Source organism: Promicromonospora sp. NPDC060271 (assembly GCF_042726755.1).
Classification (GTDB): Bacteria; Actinomycetota; Actinomycetes; order Actinomycetales; family Cellulomonadaceae; genus Promicromonospora.
This window is the reverse complement of record NZ_JBHXBG010000059.1, coordinates 1-19,657: the sequence shown is the minus strand read 5'-3', so window position 1 is coordinate 19,657 and position 19,657 is coordinate 1. Positions and strand designations below refer to the sequence as shown.

Sequence of the window (19,657 nt, the reverse complement as noted above, 5' to 3'; positions counted from 1 at the left end):
CTCGCGCCTTGACGAGCAATCTCGACCGGATCCGGGCGGAGATCGCCGCCCACGAGTCCAACGCCTGGGCGCGGGACCTCGGCTACGAGCCGCTCTACGCCGCGGCGCCCGGCGCCCGGGTCGCGGTCATCGGCCAGGCGCCCGGACGCAAGGCCCAGGAGAGCGGCGTGCCGTGGAACGACGCCAGCGGCGTCAGGCTCCGCACGTGGCTCGGCGTGGACGACACCCAGTTCTACGACCCGGACCGGTTCGCCCTCGTCCCGATGGACTTCTACTACCCGGGCAAGGGCGCCTCCGGTGACCTGCCGCCGCGCAAGGACTTCGCCGCGCTGTGGCACGGGCGGATCCTCACCGAGCTGCCGGACCTTCGGCTCACCGTCCTCGTGGGCGGCTACGCCCAGAAGTACTACCTGGGCGCCCGGGCGAAGCCGACCCTCACCGAGACCGTGCGCGCCTACACCGAGTACCTGCCGTCGACCGTCCCGCTGGTACACCCGTCGCCGCTCAACTTCCGCTGGCAGTCCAAGAACCCCTGGTTCGAGGAGGAGGTGGTCCCCGCGCTGCGCACGCTGGTGGCCGGAGCGCTCGCGGGAACGTGACGGCGGTCGGACGACGCTACCGGCTCACCCGGACCGGCTCCCATGCGAACCCGTCCGGGTCGGTGAACTCGCCGAGGTCGCTGTTCACCGCGATCCGGTGCGAGCCCGACCCCTCGGGTGCCACGCCGCCGTCCTTGGCGAGCGCCGCCCGCTTGTACAGGCCGAACCCGATGGGGCTGGAGCCCATCTTGAAGTCGACGTACGAGCCGAAGCTCTTGCCGACGGTCAGCCCGTGCGCGACGTAGAACTTCTTGCTCGCCGACACGTCGTCCGCCCCGATGAGGAGCACCATCTCGTCGACCTTCCGGGAGACGGGGGCGGTGTCCTTCTTGGCGGACGTCGCGAGCTTCCAGATGGTGCCGTCGGGCGCCTGGACCACGCCGCCGTGGCCCCACATGGACTTGGCCACCGGCTTGAGCACGGTGGCACCCGCGGCGACCGCGGCGTCGAACAGGGCGTTGACGTCACCTGGCTGAGCGGAGATGAGGGACAGGTGGAACCCGCGGAACCCGCTGGTGGGTGCGTCGGACTCGCGGAGGTGGAGCCGGTCGCCCAGGTCGAGGGCGTCGTAGAAGGAACGTGCGGAGCTGAGGTCGGTCACCTCGAGGGTGACGGAGTCGATGTTTGCCATGCCCACCACGTTAGGTTCGGCAGGCCGCCGGGTGCTTCTCGATTCCTGACCGACCTTCCCGGCCGACCTTCCTGGCCGGTTTCCGACCTGACGCGGAAGGGCTCGCGGTAGCCTCGTGACGTGCCCCTCGCACCGGAGCTGCTCACGTGGTTGCTCGACGCCGACCCAGCGCTGCGCTGGCAGGTCGAACGCGACCTCGCCGGCGCGCCCGAGGATGTCTGGCGGGCAACCCGGGCACGTGTCGCCACCGAGGGGTTCGGGGCCCGCCTCCTCGCGCGGCAGGATCCCGACGGGCAGTGGGCGGGCGGCGCCTTCTTCCCGGCCGGCTTCCAGGGCGACGAGGAGGGCCAGCCCTGGACCGCGACGACCTGGTCGCTCAGCAGCCTCCGCGACTGGGGTCTCGACGCCGCCGTCCTGGCCGGGACCGCGGAGAAGCTCGCCGCCAACAGCCGGTGGGAGTACGAGGACCTGCCGTACTGGGACGGCGAGGTCGACTGCTGCATCAACAGCTGGACGCTCGCCAACGGGGCGTGGCTGGGCGTCGACGTCTCCGGCATCGCCCAGTGGTTCGTCGACCACCGCCTCCCCGACGGCGGCTGGAACTGCGAGTGGGTGGAGGGCTCGACGCGCTCCTCGTTCCACTCCACGCTCAACTCCCTCAAGGGCCTCCTGTACTACGAGACCGCGACGGGAACCGGCGCAGGCGCCGACGTGCGCGCCGCACGCCGGGCCGGCGAGGAGTACCTCCTGGAGCGCCGGCTGCTCCGCAGGCTCTCGACCGGCGAGCCCGTCGGCCCGTGGGTCACCCGGTTCGGGTACCCGTTCCGCTGGGGCTTCAGCGCCCTGAACGCCCTCGACTACTTTCGCGCGGCGGCGCTGCACGACGGCGTCGGGCCTGATCCCAGGCTTGCCGATGCCGTCGGCGTGGTCCGCGAGGCCCGCCGCCCGGACGGCACCTGGCTGCAGGAGGGGCGCCATCCGGGGCGGGTCTGGTTCGAGGTCGACGTCCCGCCGGGGGAGCCGTCGAGGTGGCTCACCTTCTACGGCACACGCGTGCTCGACTGGTGGGACGGCGCGGTACAGGTTTGACTGCCGATTTACAGCGCTGTAAATTCCCACGGTCGCAGTGATCAAGGGAGATGCAGCGTGAGTCCAGGTTCCAGTCGTCCCGTACCGCTGAGTCGCCGTTCGTTCCTCGCCGGCTCGGCGGCTCTCGTCGCACTCGGCGCCGCCGGGTGCGCGCCGGCCTCGCGAGCCGCCGGGGGAGGCGTCACCCTGCGCTTCTACGAGCAGAAGCAGGAGGTGATCGCGTACTTCGACGAGCTGCTGCGCCGCTTCGAGGCGGCCCGTCCCGGCATCACCGTTGTGCACGACTCGACGGTGGCCATCGCGCCGCAGTTCGTGCGCAACGAGCCGGCGGACGTCGGCTGCTTCAACGACAACCTCGAGCTCGCCCGCTACATCAAGCGCGGCGTGCTCGGTGACCTGTCGGACCTGCCGTCGGCGCAGACCGTCCGGACCGACATCGGCGAGCTGACCGACCAGTACGCCACCTACCCCGGCCGCACGAGCGTCCTGCCGTACTCGCTCGCCGCCGCAGGCGTCATCTACAACAAGAGGATCTTCGCCGAGCACCAGCTCCCGGTCCCGGAGACCTGGTCGCAGTTCGTCGACGTGTGCGATGAGCTCACCCGGGCCGGCATCACCCCGGTCTACGCGACCGACCGGGACACCTGGACGCTCTGGCAGGGTCTGTTCGACTACTCCGTCGGCAGCCTCGTCGCGCCGGGGGAGTTCTTCCGGCGCATGAAGGAGCTCGGCACCGACGTCGGGCCGGACTCCGAGGTCTCGTTCGAGAAGGACTTCGCCGTCCCGATGGAGCGCGCCAAGACCATCTCGTCGTACTTCAACGAGGACCACGCGGTACGGGCCTACGCCGACGGCAACCTCGCCTTCGGCAAGGGCGAGGCGGCCATGTACCTGCAGGGCCCGTGGGCGCTCGGCCAGATCGCGCTGGTGGACCCCGAGCTCGAGATCGGCACGTTCCCGCTGCCGGTCTCGGAGAACCCCGACGAGCGGCAGGCGCGGGTCAACATCGACCTCGGCCTGTGGATCCCGACGGCGTCCAGGTACCAGGACGAGGCGCGCGAGCTCGTCGAGTTCCTGATGCGGCCGGAGATCATCAACGCCTACAACCAGGACAACCTGGCGTACTCCACGCTCACGGACGCGCCCCCGCAGGAGGACGAGCGCCTGGCCGGGCTGCAGGACTACGTCGACCGCGCGGCCTTCTACCAGGGCGCCGGGACGTTCGTGCCGACGTCGATCCCGCTCGGGAACTATCTGCAGGCCGCGATCCGCAGCGGCAACTTCGAGGGCATGCTCCGCCAGCTCGACGCCGACTGGCGCCGTCTCGCGGGACGGGAGGCCACGGTATGAAAGGTACAACGATGCACCGCCGCGGCGTCGAGCCGGTGTACTACCTCTTCCTGGTGCCGACGCTGCTCGTGTTCACGGCGTTCGTCGTCATTCCCGCCCTGATCGGCATCTTCTACAGCTTCACCGACTACGTCGGCTTCGGGGACTGGTCGTTCCTGGCCTTCAGGAACTACGCGGCGCTCTTCACCGACCCGCGGATGCTCGAGTCGTACGGCTTCACGCTCGGCTTCGCGCTGGTCACCGTCGTCGTCGCGCAGGTGATCGCCCTCGCGCTCGCCGTGGCCCTGTCCCGGCGCATCCGGTTCGCGACGACCCTGCGCACCGTCTTCGTGATCCCGATGGTGGTCTCGGGGATCGTCGTCGCCTACGTGTTCAACTTCCTGTTCTCCAACTCGCTGCCCGCCATCGCCACCGCCGTCGGCTTCGGACCGCTGGAGGAGAGCATCCTCGGCAACCCGGACCTCGCCTGGCTGTCCATCGTGATCGTGTCCGCCTGGCAGACCATCCCGGGTGCGCTGCTGGTCTACACGGCCGGGCTGACGTCGATCCCGAACGAGCTGTACGAGGCGAGCGCGCTCGACGGCGCCTCGCCGTGGCGGCAGTTCCGGTCCATCACCGTCCCGCTCATCGCGGGGTTCATCCTGATCAACACGATCCTCGGCGTGAAGGGCTACCTCGGCGTGTACGACGTCATCGTCGGTCTGACGGGCGGCGGCCCCGGCACCGCGACCAGCAGCGTCGCCATGACGATCTTCGGCGGCTTCACCGGCGGCGACTACGCCTACCAGATGGCCAACGCCACGATCTTCCTGATCGTCACCGCGCTCATCTCCGTCGCCCAGATCGTCGCCACCCGTGGAAGGGCAGTGAGGCTGTGAACACCGTGAACCGCACCAACTGGCCCCTGACGATCCTGCTCGGGCTCGCGACGCTCACGGTCTTCGTGCCGCTGTACGTCACGCTGTCGATGGCGTTCAAGACGAGCGCCCAGTCCGCGGACGGCAACGCGTTCTCGCTGCCGGCCCCGTTCAACCCCGCCAGCTTCGCCGAGGCATGGACGCTGACCCGGTTCCCGGTCTCGTTCGGCATCTCGCTCGGGGTCGCGGCGATCGCCGTCGTGCTGACGCTGCTGCTGAGCTCGCTGGCCGCCTACGCCATCGCCCGGAACTGGTCGCACCGGTTCTTCCGCTGGTCGATGATCTACCTGATGGTGGCGCTGTTCCTGCCGTTCCCGGTGGTCGCGCTGCCGCAGATCCAGCTCACGGCGCTCACCGGGCTCGACAGCCCGGTCGGTGTCGGCATCCTGCACGCGATGTTCCAGCTCTCGTTCAGCGTGCTGCTCTACACCGCCTACCTGCGCTCCATCCCGATCGAGCTCGAGGAGAGCGCCCGGATCGACGGCGCGAGCACCGGCCAGATCTTCTGGCGGATCATCCTGCCGCTGCTCGGGCCCATGAACGCGACGGTCGGTATCTTCGCCTTCCTGGCGTCCTGGAACGACTTCATGATGCCGTCGCTCATCACGTCAGACCCCACGCTGCAGACCCTGCCGGTGGTGCAGAACATCTTCCAGAGCCAGTTCGGCACCAACTACAACGTCGCCTTCGCGTCGTACCTCATGGCGATGGCGCCGACGATCATCGTGTACCTGTTCGCGCAGCGCTGGGTGATCAGCGGCGTGACGCAGGGCGCCGTCAAGCACTGATCCGACACCGTCCGAGCCACGCACGAAGCCGAGCACCGAGGAGCCCCATGTCAGAGATCGTCGACAGCCTGCCCGTCATCCGGCCCCTGCCGGAGGCGGCGCCGCGGGCGCGATCCGAGCAGCAGGTGCACGGCGCCGGCTGGCGGATCACCGTGCTGACCGAGGGGGTGTTCCGCATCGAGCGGTCCGCGGACGGCGGCTTCGAGGACCGCGCGTCCACGTTCGCGGTCCGCCGCGACCTGCCGCCCGCCGAGTTCACCGTCGAGCGGGTCGGCGACGGGGTGGTGCTCACCACGCGGCGCGCGCGGCTTCGGTACGACGGCGGTGAGTTCTCCGCGAGCGGGCTCGTCGTCGAGGTGCTGGGGCGGGACTCCGGCCGCTGGCGGTACGGCGAGCCCACGCGGGACCTGGGCGGCACCGCCCGGACCCTGGACGACGTCGACGGCCGCACCGAGCTGGAGCCCGGGGTCGTGGCGCCGAACGGGATCGCCGTCGTCGACGACTCCGTGTCGTTCCTGTTCGAGGACGACGGATGGGTCGGCTCGCGCGTTCCCGGCCGCCAGGACCTGTACGTGTTCGCGCACGGCCGCGACTACGCAGACGCCGTCCGGGACCTGTACCAGGTCTCCGGCCACCCCATGCGGCTGCCCCGCTGGGCGCTCGGCAACTGGTGGAGCCGGTACCACCCGTACAGCGAGGAGTCCTACCTGGCGCTCATGGACCGCTTCGACGAGGAGGGTGTGCCCTTCTCCGTCGCGGTGATCGACATGGACTGGCACCGGGTCGGGTCGGTGCCGCCCGAGTTCGGCACCGGCTGGACCGGCTACTCCTGGGAGCCCACGCTGTTCCCCGACCCGGAGCGGTTCCTGCGCACGCTGCACGAGCGGGGCCTGCGCACCACCCTCAACCTGCACCCGGCCGACGGCGTCCGCGCCTTCGAGGACGCGTACCCCGCCATGGCCCGCGCCGTGGGCGTGGACCCGGACAGCGGGGAGCCCGTCGCGTTCGACCCGACCGATCCCGTCTTCCTCCAGGCCTACTTCTCCGAGCTGCACCACCCGCTGGAGGCGCAGGGCGTCGACTTCTGGTGGATCGACTGGCAGCAGGGTCGCACCTCCGGCCTGCCCGGCGTGGACCCGCTGTGGGTGCTGAACCACTTCCACCACATCGACGCCGCCCGCGACGGCGGGCCGGGCATGACCTTCTCCCGGTACGCCGGCCCCGGGAGCCACCGGTACGCGGTCGGGTTCTCCGGCGACACCGTGGTCTCGTGGGCGTCGCTGGCGTTCCAGCCCGAGTTCACCGCCACCGCGTCCAACATCGGGTACTCCTGGTGGAGCCATGACATCGGCGGGCACACGCGCGGCGTGCGCGACGACGAGCTGGCCACCCGGTGGGTGCAGTTCGGCGTCTTCTCGCCGGTCATGCGACTGCACTCCGCGAACAACCCGTTCATCCGCAAGGAACCGTGGGTGTTCCCGGCGGAGCACCGCGCGGCGATGAACGACGCGCTGCGGTTCCGGCACCGGATGGTGCCGTACCTGCACACCATGAACCACCACGCCGCGGCGGGCGTGCCGCTCGTGCGGCCCATGTACCACCTCGAGCCGCGACGCCACGAGGCGTACACCGTGCCCAACCAGTACGCGTTCGGCAGCGAGCTGCTGGTCGCTCCGATCACGTCGCCCCGGGACGTCGCGTCGCTGCGGGGGAGCGTGCGGGTGTGGCTGCCGGACGGCGTGTGGACCGACATCTTCACCGGCACCGTCTACTCCGGCGGACGCACCGTGGAGATGCACCGGACCGACGCGTCCATCCCGGTCCTGCTGCGCGCCGGCGGCATCCTGCCGCTCGACGCCGGCCCGGACCTCGACGCCACGCGTAACCCGTCGGCGTTCGAGGTGCTCGTCGCGCCGGCCGCGTCCGGCGAGCTGGTCCTGGCCGAGGACGCCGAGGACGACTCCGTGGACGGCGGAAACGGCCCTGCGGCGCGGACCGCTCTGTCCTGGGACCGGGAGCGTGGTGAGTTCCGGATCGGCGCCGCGGTGGGGGACGCCTCCGTGCTGCCCGCGAGCCGGGAGTGGACGGTCACCTTCCTGTCCGCACTGCCCTCGGGGCCGGTCACGGTGAACGGTGCGCCCGCCGAGGTGAGCGGGGTCGACGGGCGGTGGAGCGTGACTGCGTCCGCGCCTACGGCGGGTCCTGCGCCGGGCGGGGGCGTGTCGGGGCCGGACGGAGCGCGGCTGGACGGTTCTGCCGGAGGTGATGCCGTCGTGCGGATCGCCGTCGGTGACCTGCGGGTCGGCTCGGACCGGCGCGACGAGGTCCGCACGATCCTGGAGTCCGCGCAGGCCGGGAACCCGGAGAAGCTCGAGGCCTGGGACATCGTGAGCAGCGACCGGAGTGCGGCCGAGAAGCTGGCGGAGCTCGCGGCGGTCGACCTGCCGGAGTCGGTGCGGTCGGCGCTCGTCGAGCAGCTCGCCTCGGTGAGGTAGCCGGGCGGTCGTATGACCCGGGTAGCAGGTGCCAGGTGAGCCGAATTTCGTTCGGCTGGTGCGCTGGTTTGCGGGCTGTGCCGAACAGTTCAGCCAACGTGAATCGAGCAGGGCCAGGCCGAACGAAATTCGGCAGACCTGGCACCTGCCATCCGGGTTACCTGACCGCGGAGGTCGGATCCGCGGCGTCCGGCTCTACCGCGTCCGGCTCTACCGCGTCGGGTCTGGCCGTCAGGGCAGCTCGGGGGCGCTCTCGCGGTAGAGGATCGTGTGGCCCACCGTGACGTGGCGGCCGGGGTCCGCGAGACCCTCCAGGCGGTCGAGCAGCAGGTCGAGGGCGCGTTCTGCGAGTGCCCGGGTGTCCGGCGCGACAGAGGTCAGGCTCGGGGCCGTGCTCGCGCCGAGCTCGATGGCGTCCCAGCCGATGACGGCGACGTCGGCCGGGACGTCCAGGCCGTGCCGGCGCAGGGCGCGCAGGGCGCCGATGGCGGCGAGGTCGTCGCGGCACAGCAGGCCGTCGATCTCCAGCCCGGAGGCGAGCGCGGCGCTGAGGGCTTCCTCGGCGTCGCGGGCGTCGCCGTCCTGCCGCCGGGCGACGAGCAGGGACGGGTCGGCGGGCAGGCCCGCCTCGTCGAGCGCCGCGCGGTAACCCTCGATCCGCAGCGTCGAGGTCCACGAGATCCGGTCGGTCTCGTGGCCGAGGAACCCGATCCGTCGTCGTCCCATCCGCACCAGGTGCCCGACGGCGTCTCGGGCGGCTGCGACGTTGTCGATGGCCACCTGGTCGGCGCCGGCGGGCTGCGGGTCCTCGCCGAGGAACACGATGGGCATGCCGTGCCGCAGCTCGTCCAGGTCCCGGGCGTCGAGGGCCTGCGGCTGCATCACCATGCCGTCCATGATCCCGGCCTCGCGGTCGCGCAGGACGGAGCGTTCGCCGTCCGCCGTCGCGCCGGTCTCCGCGAGCAGGAGGCGGTAGCCGCGCGACGCGGCGACCCGGGCGAAGACGTGCGCGAGCTCGGCGAAGTACGGCCGCCGCAGGTCGGGGAACGCGAGGCCGAGCATGCTGGAGCGTCCCGTGGCGAGGCTGCGGCCGGTGCGGTTGGGCCGGTAGCCGAGCTCGTCGATCGCGGCCTGCACCCGCTCGCGCATCCCCGGGCTGACGTGCTGGTACCCGCGGACCACGTTGGACACGGTCTTCATCGAGACCCCCGCACGATCCGCGACGTCCTGCAGGGTCACCCGGTCCATGACGGAAGGTTATCCGGGCGCCCCCTGCACGGGCCTAGCCGACGGCCGCCGGTGTGCGGACCGAGCGGGTCACCGCGAGGCAGGTGATGGCCGCCGCGGCGGACCAGGCCTGGGGCCGGCAGGCCGCCGGGTAGGGCGTGGGCACGCCGGCGCGGGTCGCCGGATCCCCTCCGTGCAGCTCGGGGACGCGGTAGCCGAAGCCCTCGGCCGCCGCCAGCAGCCCGTCCACCGCCCGCACCGCGTGCTCGGCGAGCCCCGCGCGGTGCATGCCGTGCACGGCGATGGCGGTGTCGTGCGTCCAGACGCTGCCGCCGTGGTACGACAGCGGCCAGTAGCCGTTCGCGCCGGTGGACATCGTGCGGATCCCGAACCCGGTCGACATCGCGGGGTCGAGCAGCAGGTCCGCGACGTGCCGCTCCTCGGCGGCGTCGAGGATGCCTGTGCCGATGAGGTGCCCGATGTTGCTGGTCAGGGTGTCGACGGGCCGCTTGTGCCGGTCCAGCGCGACCGCCGGGTAGCGGCCCTCGGGGGTCTCCACCCAGTAGGTCCGGGCGAACCGGGCGCGCAGGTCGGCGGCCCAGGCCCGGAGCGCGGCTGGGCGCAGGGGCTCCGGCGTCGCCTCCGGCGAACGGGAGCCGAACGCCTCCAGGAGGTCCGCGCCGGCGAGTGCCGCCTCGTAGGCGTAGCCCTGCACCTCGCACAGCGCGATCGGCCCCTCGGCGAGGGTCCCGTCGCGCCACTGGATGGAGTCGCCGGAGTCCTTCCAGCCCTGGTTCGCCAGCCCGCGGCCGGTGCGGTCGATGTAGTCGAGGAACCCGTCGCCGTCACTGTCCCCGTGCTCCAGCAGCCAGGTCAGGGCGCCGCGCAGCGCGGGCAGGAGGGCGGCCACCTCGTCGTCGGGCATGCCGGCGCGCCAGGCATCGGCGAGCAGGCACACCCACAGCGGGGTGGAGTCGACGCTCCCGTAGTACTGCGGCGGCAGGACGACGTCGTCGTGCGGGATCGCGAGCGGTGTCGCACGCAGCTCGTGCAGGATCTTGCCGGGTTCCTGCGCGGTCTCGACGTCATGGGCGGTGCCCTGCAGCCGGGCCAGGACCCGCAGCGTCGACGCGGCGGACCGGGTGTCGACGGGCAGCGCGAGCCGGGCCGCCCACAGGGAGTCGCGGCCGAACAGCGTGAAGAACCACGGCGCGCCGGCGGCGAAGAAGTCGTCGTCCGGGTGGTCGGGGAGCGTCAGGCGCAGGGCGTCGAGGTCGTCGAGCGCGGTCGCCAGCCAGCGGCCGAGCCGGGGGTCGGCGCCGGGCGGGACGTCTCCCTCGCGGAGCCGCGCGCCCGGCCAGGTGCCGGTCGCACCCCGGACGACCAGGGTGTCGTCGTGCAGCGCGAGCGACCATGCGGCCTGCGCCTCGCCCCGCGCCGGGACGTCGAGCGGCCAGGCGGCCTCGATCGTGCCGTCGAGGGCCGCCGTCACGGTGGCGCCGTCGGCCGTCAGCGTGAACGACCGGGGCCCGGCGCTCGCGGTCGCCGACCCGGTGGACACGGCGACGGAGACTCCCGGGGCGCCGCCGAGCGGCGCGAGCCCGGCCTTGACGTCGTGCAGGGTCACGAAGTCGGGCCGGAGCCGCAGCCGGAGGGTCACGCGTACGGCGTCCGGCAGGTGGGAACGCACCGTCCACGTCTCGGCCAGCGCGCCGTCGGCGACCCGGCGGTCCCGCACCAGGCGGACCTTCGGGTCGGGCTGGTCGTCGTCGACACCGCGCAGGAGGCCGCCGAACACGACGTGCGAGGCGCCCTCGGGCGCGAGCGAGACGTACTCGACCGCCGACTCGGCGCACTCCAGCGTCAGCGCGCCGACGTGCCGGACGTCGCCGTGGTAGACGCCGTCGACGGGCGTGCCGCCGAGGTCGCCGTCACGGCCGGACCACACCTGGGTCGGGGCGCGCAGGGCGATCACGGCGTCGCTGAGCAGCGGCTGCAGCGGAACCGTTCGGCCGGCGGTGCGCTCGGGCTCGGGGGTGAGGGTCATTCTTTGACGGCTCCTTCGCTGGCGTTCATGATGCGTCGCTGGAAGACGAAGAACATGACCGCGACGGGGACGGTCATGAGCGCCGCTGCCGCGAGCTTGATCGGGTACTGGCTGCCCTGGCTGAGCTGGCCGCTCGCGAGCGACGCGACCCCCTTGGTGAGGGTCGTCAGCGAGGGGGACTGGGCGGAGACGATGAAGTGGCTCAGCTCGTTCCACGACCCCTGGAACGAGAGGATGACGATGGTGACGAGCGCGGGGCGCGCCATCGGCAGCACCACGGACCAGAAGATCCGGAACGTGCCCGCGCCGTCGATGCGTGCCTGCTCCTCGACCGAGGCGGGGATCGACTCGAAGAAGTTCTTCATGATGAACACGCCTGCCGCGTCCACGAGCAGCGGCAGCACCATGCCCGCGTACGAGTCGTAGATGCCGAGCTGGTTGATGACGAGGAACTTCGGGATCAGCAGCACGACGGTCGGCACGGCCATGACCGCCACGAGCCCCGCGTACACGACCCCGCGGCCGCGGAAGCGCAGCCGGGCCAGCGCGTAGCCCGCCAGCGAGTCGAAGAAGACGCGTCCTGCGGTGACGAGGACCGTCACGACGGCGGAGTTGGCGAACCAGACGGGGAAGTCGGACCGCAGGAACAGGCGCGTGTACGCGCTCCACGTCAGCGGGTCCGGGACCAGCCCGACCGGGTCGGCGGCGGCGTCCGCCTCGGTCTTGACCGACGTCGCCACCTGGACGAGGAACGGGTAGACGTAGACGAGCGCCAGCGTGATCAGCAGGGCGTAGAGCGCGACCTGCCAGGCGAGCGCCTTGCGCGGCAGCCGGCGTGTGGTGGGGTTCATCGCCGCTCCCGCAGGATCCAGCGCTGCAGGATCGTCAGCAGCACGATGATGACGAAGAGGATGAACGCGATCGCCGCGCCCTGGCCCCACTCCTGGGACAGGAACGCCGACTGGTAGCTGAGGTAGGCGGGGGTCAGCGTCGTCTTGCCCGGGCCGCCCTGCGTGCCGGTGTAGATCTGGTCGAAGACCTGCCAGCAGCCGATCAGCCCGAGCGTGAGGACCGTGAACAGGGTCGGCCGGAGCTGGGGGAGCGTGATGCGCCAGAATCGCTGCCAGCCGTTCGCGCCGTCCACCATGGCGGCCTCCTCCACCTCCGGGCCGAGGTTCTGCAGGCCCGCGAGGAACAGGAGCATGAACGTACCGCTCGTGGTGAAGATCGCCATGAGCACGAACGCCGACATCGCGACCGAGGGCCCGGCCAGCCAGTCCCACCACGACAGGCCCAGGAAGCCGTGCTCGGTCAGGGCCGGCGGCCCCGTCCGTACGCCGAGGGCGCCCAGCAGGTTGTGCAGGACGCCGCTCGGCTCGTTGAACCAGTTGGGCCCGGCGACGCCGACCCGCGCCAGGACCGTGTTGACCACGCCCGACGTCGAGAAGAGGAACAGCCACAGCACCGTGATGGCCACCGAGCTGGTGACCGACGGGAAGTAGAACGCCGTGCGGAACAGGCCCCGGCCCTTCAGCACGGCACGGTTGACGAGCACCGCCAGGAACAGGGCCAGCGCGGTCTGCAGCGGGACCACCAGAGCGACGTACCACGCGTTGTTGCGCAGCGCGACGCCGAAGTCGCGTTCCGCGAGCCCGCCGCCGGTGGTCACAGCCGCGTAGTTGTCCAGCCCGACGAAGCCGACGTCGGACGACAGCGGGCTGCCGCGCCCCGACCAGTCCGAGAAGCTGACCCACAGCGCCATCAGCACGGGCACGAGCAGGAACACGCCGAGGATCACGAGCACGGGGGCTGTGAAGGCCCAGCCGGCGAGCGCCTCCCCGCGCCGGAGCCCGCGAGGGGACCCGGCGCGGCGGGGCGCGGTCGTAGCCTGAGCAGACATGGGGACTACTCGGCGATCGCTTCGAGGTTGGCCTGCGCCGTGCCGAGGATCTCCTGCGGGTCGCCGGTCTCGAGCGACTCGAGCTGGGAGTTGAGGTCGGTGATGACGTCGGTCGCCCCGGCCCACGTCGGCGGGAACTGCGCGTACTCGGCCCCGTCCAGGAACGCGGCGAGGTCGGGGTTCTCGCTCGTCCAGTCGCCCGCGGCCGACTGGATCGACGGCATCGGGCCGAACGCCTCCGAGAAGGCGAGCTGCTGCTCGGTGCTCGTCAGGTGCTCGACGAGGTCGAGAGCGGCCTGCTGGTTCGGGCTGTCGGCGGCCATGCCCCAGCAGTTCGTGAACTGCAGGGTGCCCTCGCCGGCGGGGCCGGCGGGCAGCTCCGCGACCTGGTAGTCGACGTCGGGGAAGTCGTTGGTCATGGCGCCGGTGATCCAGTTGCCTTCGACGGTCATGGCGGCCTGCTCCTTGCCGAAGGCCTCACCGGGCCAGCCCGCGCCGAGGTCGGCCGCGTACGCGAACGTGCCGTCCGCCAGGTGGGTCCGCACGTACTCGAGCCCCTCGACGCTGCCCGCGCTGTCGGCGACGGGCTGGTCGTCGACCACGAGGCCGCCGCCGGCCTCGGCCATGAAGACGCCGAGGCGCTGGTACTCGTTGCTGAGCGCAAGGCCGACGTGCTCGTCCGTGGTGAGCGTCTCGGCGACCGTCGCCAGCTCGTCCCAGGTCGTCGGGAGGTCGGCGTCGGTCAGGCCCGCGTCCTCCCAGAGCTGGGTGTTGATCACGAGCGCGAGCGTCGAGAAGTCCTTCGGGGCGCAGTAGAACGTGTCGTCGACCGTGAAGTTCTCCACGAGCGAGGGGTAGAAGTCGTCCCGGTTCGTCAGGAGGTCGCCGTACGGCTGCAGCGAGCCGTTGCCCGCGTAGCCCGCGATCGCCTCGGGTGCGAGGTAGAACAGGTCCGGCGGCGAGCCGGCCGCGAAGCCCTGCGAGAGCTGCTGGGGCAGGTCGCTGGCGACCTGCACCTCGGCCTCGACGCCGGAGTCGGCCGACCAGTCGGCGACGGCGTCCGTGACCGCGTCGGTCTCGGCGTCGCCGGAGGAGCCGATGAGGACCGTGAGCGCGTCGTCGGAGCTGGTGAGCTCGGTCGTGGCGGCGCCGGAGGCGTCGTCGGCCGGCTCCTCGAAGCCCGAGCCGCCGCAGGCGGTGAGCGTGAGCGCGCCGGCGACGAGGAGGGCCCCCGCGCCGGTGACGGCTCGTGTGGTGTGCCGTGTCATGTGTCTCTTCTCCTTTGATGAGGCAGCCGGCGGTGGTCGGCCGGAGTTGGCCCGTCGGGTTGACTCGACCAAGTTTGAACGATCAAATTTTGCTTGGCAGGAGACTATGAAGCGGTCGGACGCGGTGTCAAGGCGCGGCCGCGGCGCCCTACGATGACGCTCCGGACCTTTCACGGCGGGCGGTTCGTGGGGGCGGCTCAGGCGCGCAGGTCATCCGGCAGGCGGCGACGACAGGGGAGGAGGGGCACCATGGCGAAGGCCCCGACCGTGGAGGACGTCGCACGCGCCGCCGGCGTCTCCCGCCAGACCGTCTCGAACGTGCTGAACGCCCCGGACATCGTGCGCGGCGCCACCCGCGAGCGGGTCGAGCGGGCGATCGCGGAGCTCGGCTACCGCCCCCACGCGGCCGCGCGCCGGCTCCGCACCCGGCGCAGCTCGACGATCGGCGTGCGCCTCGACCCGTACCTGGGCGGCATCTCCGGCGTGGTGCTCGACCGCTTCGTGCACGCGCTCACCGAGCGGGCCAGCGAGCGGGGCATGCGGATCCTGCTGTACGCGGCGCACTCGCCCGCCGAGGAGATCGAGCGCATGGGGGACCTCGTCGACGGCGGCGAGATCGACGCCGTCGTGCTCACCGGCACGTCCCGCGAGGACACCCGCACGAGCTGGCTGCAGGAGCGCGGCGTGCCCTTCGTGTCGTTCGGCCGCCCGTGGCGCGACGACGACACGGGCGCGCCCTCGCACCCCTGGGTCGATGTCGACGGTGCCGCCGGGACGCGCGCCGCGACGCGGCACCTGCTCGACCACGCGGGCGCGCGGATCGCCTTCCTCGGCTGGCCCGAGGGTTCGGGCACCGGCGGCGACCGGGCCCGGGGCTGGAGCGAGGAGATGTCCCGCGCCGGGTCGTCGGGCCCGCGCTGGTACGTCGAGGAGAGCGTGAGCCAGGCGCGGGAGGTGGCCGGGGCCGCGCTCGCGGCCGACCCGGCGGTGGACGGGATCGTGTGCGTGAGCGACGCGCTCGCGATCGGCGCCCACCTGGCCGCGACGGCGCTCGGGCGGGCCGAGCTGCCGGTGGTCGGCTTCGACAACACGCCCGCCGCGGAGGCGCTGGGCATCGGCAGCGTCGAACAGCTCCCGGAGCAGGTCGCCGTCGGCGTGCTGGAGCTGCTGATGGGCCCGACCGGGAACGAGGTGGTGCGCCTCGGCCCGGAGACCGAACCGTCCTACGTCCTGGTGGAGCCCCGCCTGGTCGTCCGCTGACGCGAGCGGCCGCGCATGGAGGTATGAAGGAGGTCCAGGCGGACGGACCGGTACGAGGAGGAACCATGTCCAGACCACGAGGGCCCATCTCACGGGGAGCGCAGGTTGTCGCCGGGTTGGGACTGACCGTCCTGCTCCTGGCCACGAGCTGTGGCGGAGACGGCGGTGGCGGGGGAGGCGGCGGCTACAACATCGGCGCCGCGGTGAGCGTCGAGGTCGGGCCCCACCCCGATCGTTGAGTGCTGGGTATTTGTGGGGCTGAGCCCGCCGATCCCACAAATACCCAGCACTCAACGAGTCGTCACTCGACCAGCTTGCCCTCCGTCGAGACCTCCTGGGTCTGGATCAGGGCCGCGATCTCTTCGGGGACCTCCGGGATCGCCTCCCGGACCACGCCCGTGCTCGGCGACCAGACCAGGTTGACCTGCAGGGCCGGGTCGAGGTCCGGGTAGTCCGACCGGTTGTGGCACCCGCGGGTCTCCCGGCGCTCGCGGGCGGCCTCCAGCGTCGCCCGGGCGGCGATGAGGGACGCCTTCAGGTCGAAGGCGTGCGCCAGGTCCTGGAACCCGGCGATGTCCGGGTGGATGCCCACGTCCTTGCTGCGCACCTCGATCTCGTCCAGCTCGCGCAGGCCCGTGACCAGCCCCTGCTCGTCCCGTACGACGCCTGCGTGCTCGGTCATCGTGTTGCGCACCGCACGCTGCAGGGCGCGCACGTTCTCGTGCCCGTCGGCGGCCAGCAGGTCGGCGACCTCGGCGCGGGCCTCGGCCTCGGCGTCGTGCGAACGGTGCTGTGCCTCGAGGCCGGCGGAGTAGGCGGCGGCGGCCTGGCCGACGATGCGGCCGAACACCAGGAGCTCGATCAGGGAGTTCCCGCCGAGGCGGTTGGCGCCGTGCAGGCCGCTGGACGCCTCGCCGATCGCGTACAGGCCGTTCACCTCGGTGCTGTGGTCCTCGGGCCGCACCCAGACCCCGCCCATGGAGTAGTGCGCGGTGGGGGCGATCTCGATGGGCTGGGCCGTGATGTCGAGCATCTGCAGCTCGAGCATCGTCTGGTAGACGCGCGGCAGGCGCGTCATGATCGTCTCGCGCGGCAGGTGGGAGACGTCGAGCCAGACGCCGCCCTTCTCGGTGCCGCGCCCCTCCTTGATCTCCGTGTACGCGGCCAGCGCGACGCGGTCGCGGGTCGACAGCTCCATCCGCTCGGGGTCATAGCTGGCCATGAACCGCTCGCCCAGGGCGTTGCGCAGGATGCCGCCCTCACCGCGCGCCGCCTCGGAGATGAGCGTGCCCGCCGCGTTCTCCGGCTCGAGGATGCCCGACGGGTGGAACTGGACCAGCTCCGGGTCGCGCAGGCGCGCGCCCGCCTCGACGGCGAGCCGGAACGAGTCACCGGTGTTCTCGTCGCGGCGGGACGACGTGCGCCGCCAGATGCGGTTGTGCCCGCCCGCCGCCAGGATCACGGCGTCCGCGTGGATCAGGTACGGCGTGCCGTCCGTCAGGTCGAACCCGTAGGCGCCGAAGACGGCGCCGTCGCGGGTCAGGATCCGCGTGACGTAGACCGAGTCGAGGATCGGCACGTCGAGCTGCGTGGCCCGGCCCACCAGGGACCGCTGGATCTCCAGGCCCGTGTAGTCACCGGCGAACGCCGTGCGGCGGTAGGTGTGCGCGCCGAAGAACCGCTGGGAGATGCGCCCGTCGTCCTCCCGGGCGAACGCCATGCCGTACCGCTCGAGGTCCGCGATGCCCTGCGCCGCGCCCTTCGCGACGATCTCGGCCGTGTGCGGGTTGGCCAGGAAGTAGCTCTCCTTGATCGTGTCGGCGGCGTGCTGCTGCCAGCTGTCCTCGGCGTCCATCGTGCCGAGCGCCGCGTTGATCCCGCCCGCCGCGAGCGAGGTGTGGGCGTCCATGCGCGGACGCTTGCCCAGGGCCAGCACGTCGACCCCCTGTTCGGCGAGCTCGATCGCGGCGCGCAGGCCCGACCCGCCCGTCCCGATGACCAGCACAGTTGTTGAGATTCGACGTTCGGTGGTGTTCATCCGATTACCTCTGCCTCACGTGTTCCGCCAGGTCGGCACAGCCGCGGCCGCCCTGCCGGCGGCCCTTGTCCATCCGACCACCGGCGCGCGCGATTCGTGACAGGGTTGCGGTGTGAACAATCCCATCAGGTGAGATGGGTCATGTTGACGGGGTCCTGCGACCGCCCTTCTCGCGGCCACCCCCGGCACGTAGGCTCGGCCCATGTCGAGGTGGCGATGGCATGGCCGGACGGCGGACGCGGGCCTCGCCCTCGCGGTCGGCCTGGTCGCCGTCGTCGGCCTGGTGGTGCAGACCGGCGGCATCAGGACCGGCGCCGGGTGGACGGCCCTGGCCGTCGTGCTCGTCGCCTCCGGTGCGCTCTACCTGCGCCGTCGCTATCCGGTGCCGGTGGGCCTGGTGGCACTCGCCGGCGTCACCGCCTACGGCGTGCTGCTCCAGCAGCCCGGGCTCGTCATGCTGGTGTTCGTCGTGGCGCTCTACACGGTGGTCGACGAGGGGCACCTCGCGGTGGCCATCGGCCTCGGGCTGGCCTCGGTGGTGTCCTTCGCCGTAGCGGACGGGTACGACCGGGAGACCTCGAACGGCGCGACGTTCCTGCACGCCGGCTGGCTGGTCGCGGTCATCGTCGGCGTGACCCGGAACCGCCGCGCCTACCTCGCCGAGGCGCGCGCCCGGGCGCTCGCCGCCGAGCAGCGGGTCGAGGAGGAGGCGCGGCGCCGGGCCACCGAGGAGCGCCTGCGGATCGCGCGCGAGGTGCACGACGTGCTCGGCCATCACCTCTCCCTGATCAACGTGCAGGCGAGCGCCGCGCTGCACCGGCCGGACCCGGACCGGTCCGAGCAGGCGCTCACCGCGATCAAGCAGGCGAGCAAGGAGACGCTGCGCGAGCTGCGCACCACCCTGGGCGTGCTCCGGCAGGACGGTGCGGCGCCGACCGTCCCGGCGCCCGGGATCGCGGACCTCGGCGACCTGGTCGCCGCTGCCGAGGCCGCCGGGCTCCGGGTCCGGACGGAGCTCGGCGAGGCCGGGAAGCTGTCGGCGGAGGTCGACCTGGCCGCGTACCGGATCGTCCAGGAGGCGCTCACCAACGTGGCCCGGCACGCCGCCGCGTCGTCGGCGGTGGTCAGGGTCCGGTCGGGGCCCGCCGCGGGGGACGTGCTGGTGGAGATCGAGGACGACGGGACCCGCACCCCCGGCGAACCCGGCACCGGCATCCTCGGCATGGCGGAGCGGGCCAGGGCGCTGGGCGGGTCGCTGGAGACCGGCCCGCGGCCGGACGGCGGGTTCCGGGTGAGCGCGCGGCTGCCGTCCGGGGAGCCGGCATGATCCGGGTGCTGCTCGCGGACGACCAGGCCCTGGTCCGCGCCGGGTTCCGGTCCATCCTGGAGGGCGAGGACGGCATAGAGGTGGTCGGCGAGGCGGCCGACGGCGGCGAGGCGGCCCGGCTCGCCCGGCGGCTGCGCCCGGACGTCGTCCTCATGGACATCCGGATGCCCGGCACGGACGGCCTCGCCGCCACCCGGGAGATCGTCGCGAGCACCGAGGCCCGCGTGCTCATCCTGACGACGTTCGACCTGGACGAGTACGTCTACGGCGCGCTGCGGGCCGGCGCCAGCGGCTTCCTCGTCAAGGACAGCGAGCCGGCGGAGCTGATCCACGCCCTGCGGGTGGTCGCGCGCGGCGACGCGCTGATCGCACCGGCGATCACGCGCCGGCTGATCGCCGAGTTCGCGGCGCGCGCCACCCACCCGGATCCCGGGCCACGGCTGAGCGCGCTCACCGAGCGGGAGCGCGAGGTGATGGCGCTGGTCGCGGCGGGCCTGTCCAACACGGAGATCGCCGCACGGCTGGTGCTGAGCCCGGCCACCGCGAAGACGCACGTCAGCCGCATCATGACCAAGGCGCAGGTGCGGGACCGCTCGCAGCTCGTGATCCTCGCGTACGAGTCCGGTCTGACCGTACCGGGTTGGCTCGCCGACGCCTGACCTGTCAGACCCCGCCCGACGTGTCAGACGCTCAGGTCACCCCGGTGACCTGAGCGTCTGAC

The 19,657-nt window shown here is 72.1% G+C and carries 17 protein-coding genes; 10 read left to right on the top strand and 7 right to left on the bottom strand.

Going from position 1 to position 19,657, the window contains the following annotated elements; all coding sequences use genetic code 11:
* Positions 1-8: 8 nt before the first annotated feature.
* Complete coding sequence (locus tag ACFWE2_RS11365; RefSeq protein WP_377224335.1) at positions 9-599, top strand: uracil-DNA glycosylase family protein; 591 nt, start codon at positions 9-11, stop codon at positions 597-599.
* A gap of 16 nt (positions 600-615) precedes the next feature.
* Here ACFWE2_RS11365 and ACFWE2_RS11360 read toward each other — a convergent pair whose 3' ends face one another.
* A complete protein-coding gene (locus ACFWE2_RS11360) occupies positions 616-1,230 on the bottom strand; it encodes a glyoxalase (protein WP_377224334.1) in 615 nt (204 codons plus the stop codon).
* Between the two features lie 120 nt (positions 1,231-1,350).
* On the opposite strand from ACFWE2_RS11360, the gene ACFWE2_RS11355 reads away from it, so the two are divergent.
* From ACFWE2_RS11355 to ACFWE2_RS11335, 5 genes are read left to right on the top strand one after another with little or no spacing between them, the layout of a single operon-like run.
* Entirely contained in the window at positions 1,351-2,319 is a 969-nt protein-coding gene (locus ACFWE2_RS11355) for a squalene cyclase (protein ID WP_377224333.1), read from the top strand.
* A gap of 57 nt (positions 2,320-2,376) precedes the next feature.
* On the top strand, positions 2,377-3,669 hold the full coding sequence (locus tag ACFWE2_RS11350) for an ABC transporter substrate-binding protein (protein WP_377224332.1): 1,293 nt from the start codon (positions 2,377-2,379) through the stop codon (positions 3,667-3,669).
* An 11-nt stretch (positions 3,670-3,680) separates the two neighbouring features.
* The gene (locus ACFWE2_RS11345; RefSeq protein ID WP_377224331.1) at positions 3,681-4,547 is read left to right on the top strand and encodes a carbohydrate ABC transporter permease; all 867 of its coding nucleotides are present in this window, start codon (positions 3,681-3,683) and stop codon (positions 4,545-4,547) included.
* Between the two features lie 5 nt (positions 4,548-4,552).
* Complete coding sequence (locus tag ACFWE2_RS11340; protein ID WP_377224330.1) at positions 4,553-5,374, top strand: carbohydrate ABC transporter permease; 822 nt, start codon at positions 4,553-4,555, stop codon at positions 5,372-5,374.
* A gap of 47 nt (positions 5,375-5,421) precedes the next feature.
* Entirely contained in the window at positions 5,422-7,869 is a 2,448-nt protein-coding gene (locus ACFWE2_RS11335) for a TIM-barrel domain-containing protein (RefSeq protein ID WP_377224329.1), read from the top strand.
* Between the two features lie 231 nt (positions 7,870-8,100).
* Here the strand turns inward: ACFWE2_RS11335 and ACFWE2_RS11330 are convergent, their stop codons facing one another.
* Genes ACFWE2_RS11330 through ACFWE2_RS11310 form a run of 5 tightly spaced genes read right to left on the bottom strand, consistent with a single transcriptional unit; the run spans position 8,101 to position 14,311 of the window.
* Positions 8,101-9,117 (bottom strand): LacI family DNA-binding transcriptional regulator, encoded by a 1,017-nt coding sequence (locus ACFWE2_RS11330; protein ID WP_377224328.1) that lies wholly within the window; start codon positions 9,115-9,117, stop codon positions 8,101-8,103.
* 34 nt (positions 9,118-9,151) lie between these two features.
* A complete protein-coding gene (locus ACFWE2_RS11325) occupies positions 9,152-11,143 on the bottom strand; it encodes a glycogen debranching N-terminal domain-containing protein (RefSeq protein ID WP_377224327.1) in 1,992 nt (663 codons plus the stop codon).
* A complete protein-coding gene (locus tag ACFWE2_RS11320) occupies positions 11,140-11,994 on the bottom strand; it encodes a carbohydrate ABC transporter permease (RefSeq protein WP_377224326.1) in 855 nt (284 codons plus the stop codon). The genes ACFWE2_RS11325 and ACFWE2_RS11320 overlap by 4 nt, the downstream gene beginning before the upstream one ends.
* Positions 11,991-13,043: a carbohydrate ABC transporter permease gene (locus tag ACFWE2_RS11315; RefSeq protein WP_377224325.1), complete on the bottom strand. Its 1,053-nt coding sequence runs from the start codon at positions 13,041-13,043 to the stop codon at positions 11,991-11,993. The genes ACFWE2_RS11320 and ACFWE2_RS11315 overlap by 4 nt, the downstream gene beginning before the upstream one ends.
* Positions 13,044-13,048: 5 nt before the next feature.
* The gene (locus tag ACFWE2_RS11310; RefSeq protein WP_377224324.1) at positions 13,049-14,311 is read right to left on the bottom strand and encodes an extracellular solute-binding protein; all 1,263 of its coding nucleotides are present in this window, start codon (positions 14,309-14,311) and stop codon (positions 13,049-13,051) included.
* Between the two features lie 249 nt (positions 14,312-14,560).
* On the opposite strand from ACFWE2_RS11310, the gene ACFWE2_RS11305 reads away from it, so the two are divergent.
* The gene (locus ACFWE2_RS11305; RefSeq protein ID WP_377224323.1) at positions 14,561-15,571 is read left to right on the top strand and encodes a LacI family DNA-binding transcriptional regulator; all 1,011 of its coding nucleotides are present in this window, start codon (positions 14,561-14,563) and stop codon (positions 15,569-15,571) included.
* A gap of 65 nt (positions 15,572-15,636) precedes the next feature.
* Complete coding sequence (locus ACFWE2_RS11300; protein WP_377224322.1) at positions 15,637-15,810, top strand: hypothetical protein; 174 nt, start codon at positions 15,637-15,639, stop codon at positions 15,808-15,810.
* Positions 15,811-15,872: 62 nt separating this feature from the next.
* On the opposite strand, the gene ACFWE2_RS11295 is transcribed toward ACFWE2_RS11300, so the two are convergent.
* On the bottom strand, positions 15,873-17,609 hold the full coding sequence (locus ACFWE2_RS11295; RefSeq protein WP_377224321.1) for an FAD-dependent oxidoreductase: 1,737 nt from the start codon (positions 17,607-17,609) through the stop codon (positions 15,873-15,875).
* Between the two features lie 202 nt (positions 17,610-17,811).
* Here ACFWE2_RS11295 and ACFWE2_RS11290 point away from each other — a divergent pair, with 202 nt between their 5' ends.
* Both ACFWE2_RS11290 and ACFWE2_RS11285 read left to right on the top strand, forming a co-directional pair.
* Positions 17,812-18,936: a sensor histidine kinase gene (locus ACFWE2_RS11290; protein WP_377224320.1), complete on the top strand. Its 1,125-nt coding sequence runs from the start codon at positions 17,812-17,814 to the stop codon at positions 18,934-18,936.
* Positions 18,933-19,595 (top strand): response regulator, encoded by a 663-nt coding sequence (locus ACFWE2_RS11285; protein ID WP_377224319.1) that lies wholly within the window; start codon positions 18,933-18,935, stop codon positions 19,593-19,595. The genes ACFWE2_RS11290 and ACFWE2_RS11285 overlap by 4 nt, the downstream gene beginning before the upstream one ends.
* Positions 19,596-19,657: the final 62 nt, after the last annotated feature.